Source organism: Micromonospora sp. DH13, from assembly GCF_020873825.1.
Lineage (GTDB): Bacteria > Actinomycetota > Actinomycetes > Mycobacteriales > Micromonosporaceae > Micromonospora > Micromonospora haikouensis.
In genome coordinates, this window is the sequence record NZ_JAHWGR010000046.1 from 48252 (window position 1) to 55278 (window position 7027).

The 7027-nt window shown below is 74.2% G+C and carries 4 protein-coding genes; 3 read left to right on the top strand and 1 reads right to left on the bottom strand.

The genetic code is table 11. The annotated features are described in order from the left end of the window. Positions 1–2 precede the first annotated feature (2 nt). Both treY and treZ read left to right on the top strand, forming a co-directional pair. Positions 3–2360, top strand: coding sequence for a malto-oligosyltrehalose synthase (treY, locus tag LPA42_RS30190; RefSeq protein WP_077939906.1), 2358 nt, complete (start codon positions 3–5; stop codon positions 2358–2360). Then, entirely contained in the window at positions 2357–4090 is a 1734-nt protein-coding gene (gene treZ, locus LPA42_RS30195) for a malto-oligosyltrehalose trehalohydrolase (RefSeq protein ID WP_077939907.1), read from the top strand. The genes treY and treZ overlap by 4 nt, the downstream gene beginning before the upstream one ends. Before the next feature lie 218 nt (positions 4091–4308). On the opposite strand, the gene LPA42_RS30200 is transcribed toward treZ, so the two are convergent. Beyond that, positions 4309–4671 carry a hypothetical protein gene (locus tag LPA42_RS30200; protein WP_077939908.1) on the bottom strand — a complete coding sequence of 121 codons (363 nt, stop codon included), beginning with the start codon at positions 4669–4671 and terminating at the stop codon, positions 4309–4311. Between the two features lie 510 nt (positions 4672–5181). Here LPA42_RS30200 and LPA42_RS30205 point away from each other — a divergent pair. Then, positions 5182–6885, top strand: a complete 1704-nt coding sequence (locus tag LPA42_RS30205; RefSeq protein ID WP_228987037.1) for a pentapeptide repeat-containing protein — start codon at positions 5182–5184, stop codon at positions 6883–6885. Positions 6886–7027 lie beyond the last annotated feature (142 nt).

Below are 7027 nucleotides of genomic sequence, written 5' to 3' on the forward strand. Positions count from 1 at the left end.
CGATGCCCGACACCCCCTCCGTGCCCGTCGGCTCGACCTACCGGGTGCAGGTCCGCCCCGGCTTCGACCTCGACACCACCGCCGGCCTCGCCGGCTACCTGGCCGACCTCGGCGTCACCCACCTCTACAGCGCCCCGCTGCTCACCGCCACCCCCGGCTCGCAGCACGGCTACGACGTGGTCGACCACCGGGCCGTCAACCCCGAGCTGGGCGGCGAGGCCGCCCGGGTGCGGCTGGTGCGGGCGCTGCGCGCCGCCGGGCTCGGCCTCGTCGTCGACATCGTGCCCAACCACGCCGGGGTGGCCCGGCCGGCGGCCAACCCCGCCTGGTGGGACGTGCTGCGCCGGGGCCGCGACTCGGCGTACGCGCGCTGGTTCGACATCGACTGGGACCGGGGCCGGCTGCTGCTGCCCGTGCTCGCCGACACCCCCGAGGCCCTGGACGACCTCACCATCGCCGACGGGGAGCTGCGCTACCACGAGCACCGCTTCCCGATCGCCGACGGCACTGGCGACGGCAGCCCCCGGCAGGTGCACGACCGGCAGCACTACGAGCTGGTCTCCTGGCGGCGCGGCGACCGCGAGCTGACGTACCGCCGGTTCTTCGCCGTCGCCGACCTCGCCGGCCTGCGCGTGGAGGACCCGGAGGTCTTCGCCGCCACCCACGCCGAGATCCTGCGGTGGGCGGCGGCCGGCGAGGTCGACGGCATCCGCGTCGACCACCCCGACGGGCTGCGCGACCCCGCCGGCTACCTGGCCCGGCTGCGCGCCGCCGCGCCACAGGCGTGGCTGCTGGTGGAGAAGATCCTGGAGTACGGCGAGGAACTGCCCGACTGGCCGGTCGACGGCACCACCGGCTACGACGCCCTCGCCGCCGTGGGCGGCCTGTTCGTCGACGGCGCCGCCGAGGCCGACTTCACCGCCCTCGACGCCCGGCTCACCGGCCGGCACACCTCCTGGCAGGACCTCACCCACGACACCAAGCTGGAGGCCGCCACCCGGCTGCTCGCCGCCGAGCTGACCCGCCTCGCCGCGCTCGCCCCCGAGCTGGCCCCCGACTCCGCCCGCGCCGCCCTGGCGGAGCTGGCCGCCTGCTTCCCGGTCTACCGGGGCTACCCGCCGCACGGGGCCCGCCACCTCGCCGCCGCCCGCGCCGAGGCCGGCCGCCGCCGCCCCGACCTGGCCCCCGCCCTCGACGCGGTCACCCGCCGGCTCCGCGACCCCGACGACGAGCTGGGCGTACGCTTCCCGCAGCTGAGCGGCGCGGTGATGGCCAAAGGCGTCGAGGACACCGCCTACTACCGGTGGAGCCGGTTCGTCGCGCTCAACGAGGTCGGCGGCAGCCCCGCCCACTTCGGCACCCCGCCGGCCGAGTTCCACCGGTTCGCCGCCGCCCGCCAGGTGCGCTGGCCGGCGGCCATGACCACCCTCTCCACCCACGACACCAAGCGCGGCGAGGACGTCCGGGCCCGCCTCGCCGTGCTCTCCGAACTGCCCGACCGCTGGGCCGAGCGGGTCACCCGGTGGACGGCCGCCGCGCCGCTGCCCGACCCGGCGTTCGCCCACCTGCTCTGGCAGACCGCCGTCGGCGCGTGGCCCATCGAGCGGGAGCGCCTGCACGGGTACGCCGAGAAGGCCGCCCGGGAGGCGTCGGCGGCCACCAGCTGGGCCGACCCCGACCCCGGCTTCGAACGCGCCATGCACGCCCTGGTCGACCGCATGTACGACGACCCGGAGCTGCACGCCGAGCTGACCGCGTTCGCCACCGAGATCACCCCCGCCGGCTGGTCCAACTCGCTGGGGCAGAAGCTCGTCCAGCTCGCCATGCCCGGGGTGCCCGACACCTACCAGGGCACCGAGCTGTGGGACAACTCCCTCGTCGACCCCGACAACCGCCGCCCGGTCGACTTCGGCGTACGCCGGGAGAAGCTGGCGCGGCTCGACGCCGGCCTGTCCCCGGCGGTGGACGCGTCCGGCGCGGCGAAGCTGCTCGTGGTGTCGCGGACGCTGCGGCTGCGCCGCGACCACCCGGAGCTGTTCGCCGGCTACCGCCCGGTGCCCGCGCACGGCCCCGCCGCCGCCCACGTCGTCGCCTTCGACCGGGGCACCGCCGACCGGGGCGTCTTCTCTGCGGGCGGTTCGCACCCGCCCGGGGCCCTCGCCGTGGCCACCCGGCTGCCGCTGCGGCTGGCCCGCGCCGGCGGCTGGCGGGGCACCCGCCTGTCGCTGGGCGGCAACAGTGTTACCGACGTGTTCACCGGGCGGGTCTACAGTGGCAGTGAGCTGCTGCTGGACGATCTGCTCGACACTCTCCCCGTCGCCCTCCTCGCACCCACCGACTCCGTGGAGGCTGCCGCATGACCGAGTTCACCGTGTGGGCGCCCGAGGCCGCCCGGGTCCGGCTGCGGCTGGCCGGTGACGACGACCACGAGATGCGCCCCGAGCCGGGCGGCTGGTGGCGGGCCGAGGTGCCCGGCGCGGGCCCCGGCACCGACTACGCGTTCGTCCTCGGCGACGACGGCCCGGCCCTGCCCGACCCCCGCTCGCCCTGGCAGCCCGCCGGGGTGCACGGGCCGAGCCGGCGCTACGACCACGCCGCCCACCGCTGGGGCGACGCCGGCTGGACCGGCCGGCAACTGCCCGGCAGCATCCTCTACGAGCTGCACATCGGCACGTTCACCCCCGAGGGCACCTTCGACGCGGCGATCGAGCGCCTCGACCACCTCGTCGACCTCGGCGTCGACCTGGTCGAGCTGCTGCCGGTCAACGCCTTCAACGGCGAGCACAACTGGGGGTACGACGGGGTCTGCTGGTTCGCCCCGCACGAACCGTACGGCGGCCCCGACGGGCTGAAACGGTTCGTCGACGCCGCCCACGCCAAAGGGCTGGGGGTGATCCTCGACGTCGTCTACAACCATTTCGGGCCCTCCGGGGCCTACGCGCCGATGTTCGCGCCGTACCTGACCGAGCGGAGCAACACCTGGGGTCGCACCGTCAACCTCGACGGCCCCCACTCCGACGAGGTACGCCGCTACATCGTCGACAGCATCGTGATGTGGCTGCGCGACTACCACGTCGACGGCCTGCGCCTCGACGCCGTGCACGCCATGCCCGACTCCCGCGCCACCCACCTGCTGGAGGAGATCGCGGTCGCGGTGGAGGCCCTGTCGACCCGGCTGGGTCGGCCGCTGTCGCTGATCGCCGAGTCCGACCTCAACGACCCGAGGCTGGTCACCCCCCGCGAGGCCGGCGGGTACGGCCTGCACGCCCAGTGGAACGACGACGCCCACCACGCCCTGCACACCCTGCTCACCGGGGAACGGCAGGGCTACTACGCCGACTTCGGCTCCCTGGAGTGCCTGGCGCAGGTGCTGACCGGCGGGTTCTACCACGCCGGCACCTGGTCCAGCTTCCGCGAACGCAGCCACGGCCGGCCCGTCGACCGGCAGCGCGTGCCGGGGCACCGCTTCGTGGCGTACCTGCAGAACCACGACCAGATCGGCAACCGGGCCACCGGCGACCGGATCTCCGCGACGCTCTCCCCGGCGCTGCTGCGCGTCGGCGCGACGCTGCTGCTCACCGGCCCGTTCACCCCGATGCTGTTCATGGGGGAGGAGTGGGCGGCGAGCACCCCGTGGCAGTTCTTCACCAGCCACCCGGAGCCGGAGCTGGCCACCGCCGTCGCCACCGGGCGCAGGCGCGAGTTCGCCGCGCACGGCTGGCCGCCCGGCGACGTGCCGGACCCGCAGGACCGGGCGACGTTCCTGCGCTCCCGGCTCGACTGGGCCGAGCTGGACAAGCCCGAACACCGCCGGATGTACGACTTCTACCGGCGACTCATCGCCCTGCGCAAGAGCGACCCCGACCTGTCCGACCCCCGGCTCGACGCCGTCGACGTCCGGCACGGCGACCAGTTCCTGGTGATGCACCGGGGTGAGCGGATGGTGGTGGCGAACCTCGCCGGCCGGGCGCAGCGGATCACCCTGCCGGGCGTGGCGCGGCGGGTGCTGCTGACCACGGAGGAGGGCGTCTCGGTCACCCGCGACCGCATCGAACTCCCCCCGGAGTCGGCGGCGGTGGTGGCCCTGTGAGGGGAGCGCGGCTGGCGTGATCGTCTGCTGATCAGTGAGACGACACGCCGGACGAGTTCTCCGGAAACAGCAGACGATCATGCCGCGTGCGGCTTCGCCCACTCCGATCGGTCCGGCGCCAGGGTCCCGATTTCCGATCGAATCGCGCGAACCACCCCCGCCCCACCCGGCCGGGTGCCCGGAGCGACGCGCCCCGGGCACCCGTGGTGGAGGCTGGATCAGAAGTGGGGGTCGATATAGGAACCCCAGGTCCAGTTGCCGGACGGGGAGATGACGAAATCATCGCTGATGGTGGCGTTGGCCCATCCGGAATGATCCGGGTCCAGCGTCGTCGTCTGCCGGTAGTACCCGTTCTTCGGGTCCAGGCAGGTCGTCCACGTGTAGGTGGTGGCGCCGAGGTACTGATCCTGGACCGAGCCGGGGTAGTAGTTGCCCCAGGTGTAGTCCCCCGCCGCCAGGGTGATCCGTTTGCTGGTGCACGTGGTGGCCAGCGAGTCCGTGGGGGTGCTGGTGAGGTACTGGGTCTGCTCCAGGTAGGCGGTGTCGGCGGCCATGGCCGGGCTTCCGGTCAGCAGAATCATCGCTCCTGCCGACGCACCCACCAGAGCAATCGCCGGCGGTATAGCTCTCATTCTCACAGGATCTCCCATCCCCGTAAATTCGCCAAGCTGGCAAAATGACAGTAATCGATTTGATGCACAACTTCCACGATGGCGAAGGAAGTTCACAAGCATTTACGAATTCGTTGGCATTCTTTCGTTTGCGGCAGGTTCTGTCTCGCGGGTCATGGGTGTCACCCGTCAAGCCTGACTGGGCGCGAGGTGATCTCAGGAACCGCGGGCGGGCAGTGCTGGCACCGTTTGTTGCCGGCGCAGCCCGTACGGGGTGGCCCGGTGGTGGACCCACCAGCACGCCGCCGGCAGGTCGACGATGACGGCGCCCCGACCGTGTGCCGACGGACACGGCACAGTTCCGATTCTCCGGTGCCTGCGCCGATGTCGGTCGTTGCGGCTATCCTGCGCCGACGCGTCGGGGCCGACCCGGCAGCGGGGCCGGTGTGCGGGGTGGCCGTCGGGTGCGGAGGGGGTCACGTGGTGGACGATGCGGCGGGCGTCGAGGAGTGCCGGGCGGCCGGCCGGCAGGTGCTGGCTGCGGCGGGTGGGCAGCGGGAGGCCGCCCTGCGGCGGCTCGCCGAGGTTGGCGCGGCCCACCCCGACCTGCGGCAGGATGCCGCCGACGCGGTGTGCGCATACCTGCGTACGCCGGCTGACGGTCCTGCCAACCTGGACGCCGACGGGCGGCGGGTGGCGGGGCGCGTGCTCGCCGGGCTGCTCCGGCCCGACGCGGGTGCGTCAGCCGTCGGCGTCGACCTGGCCGGGGCGACCCTCGTCGACGCCGATCTCGGCGGCTGCGTGCTGGCCGGGGCCCGGTTCGACGACGCCCGTTTCCTGGGGACGGCCTCGTTCGCCGGGGCCCGGTTCACCGGCGAGGCGATCTTCGCCCGCGCGCTCTTCCACGGTGCGGCCCGCTTCGACGAGGCGCACTTCGCCGCCGACGCCGTGTTCGGGCGGGCCCGGTTCCGGGGGCCGGCGAGCTTCGCGGGCGCGGCGTTCGGCGGGCTGGCCTGGTTCGGGCGCGGCGAGGAGGAGTTCTGGGAGGACGACCCGGCCTGGGACACCATCGAGGAGGTCCGGCCCGCTGAGTGGGACGAGCCGAACGAGGACGACCCCGGCTGGCCGGTGGCGGTGCTGATGGGCGACTACCAGGAGTGGACCGAAGGCGGTGACGGGGCCCGCTTCGTCGGCCCGGCTTCGTTCCGCCGGGCCCGCTTCGCCGGCCCGGCCTGGTTCTACAAGGCGCGCTTCGGCGCGGAGGCGACCTTCGGCGGGGCGTGGTTCGGTGGGCCTGTGCACCTGGACCAGCCGGCCGTGGACCTCACCGACGCCCGGTGGGCCGGCTCGGCCGACGACGAGCCGATGTGCTGGCCCCTCGGCTGGACGTCGGAACTCGGCCCGGACGACGCGACCGAACCGGCCGGTCCGCAGGGGCCGTCCGGCGCACAGGGACCGGCCGCCCCGGGCGGCGCGGCGGTGCTCGTGCCCGACGGCTCCGTCGCGCCGTACGCCCGCCAGCTCGCCGATCCCGATCCCGAGGTGCGTCGGGTCGGCCTGCGCGTCCTCGGCGAGTTGGGCGATGCTCGACCGGAGCTGCGCCAGCGGGTGGTGGACGCCGTCTGCGGCTACCTGCGCGTCCCGCTGCCGTTCCACGTGACCGGCGAGCTGGACGCCGCGCAGGCCGGCGAGGTGGAGCTGCGCCGCGCCGCCCAGCGACTCCTCGCCGCACGCCTGCGCCAGGGGGCCGGTGCCCCGGGTGAGCCGGGCGGTTCGGGCAGGCTCGACGAGCGGAACGGGCCGGGCGGGCCGGATGAGCCGGGCGGGCCGAACGAGCCGGATGGGCCGGATGGGCCGGGCGGGCCGGCTTCCGGGGCGGTGAACTGGGCGGGCATGAGCCTGTCGCTGTCCGGCGCGACCCTCGTCGACCTCGACCTCAGCGGGTGCGCGGTGGACTACGCCGACTTCACGGCCGCCCAGTTCCACGGGGTCACCCGCTTCGACGGGTCCACGTTCGAGGGTGCGGTGTTCCGGCTCGGCGGCCCGGAGGGGCGCGCCTCGTTCCACGGCGACGTCACCTTCGCCGACGCGCGCCTCGACAGGTTCCGCGCCCCGGCGGAGGTCCTCGGCGCGGTCATCTTCCACGCCACCCACGACCTCCCCACCCCCACCCCCACCCCCTGACTAACGCCCCCCGCCCGCGCCCCCGTTCTCCGCGATCTTGCAGTTTCGGCCCCCGCATAACGTTGATAACGGGCGAACCGGGGGCCTCAAGTGCAAGATCGCGGGGCGAGCGGGGAGAGCGGGGGAGGGGCGTGGGGGGTGG

What these genes read in the sequence shown, in the direction of transcription:
- treZ (WP_077939907.1), top strand. Translation starts at nt 2,357, where the DNA reads ATGACCGAGTTCACCGTGTGGGCGCCCGAGGCCGCCCGGGTCCGGCTG.
- treY (WP_077939906.1), top strand. Translation starts at nt 3, where the DNA reads ATGCCCGACACCCCCTCCGTGCCCGTCGGCTCGACCTACCGGGTGCAG.
- LPA42_RS30200 (WP_077939908.1), bottom strand. Translation starts at nt 4,671, where the DNA reads ATGATTCTGCTGACCGGAAGCCCGGCCATGGCCGCCGACACCGCCTAC.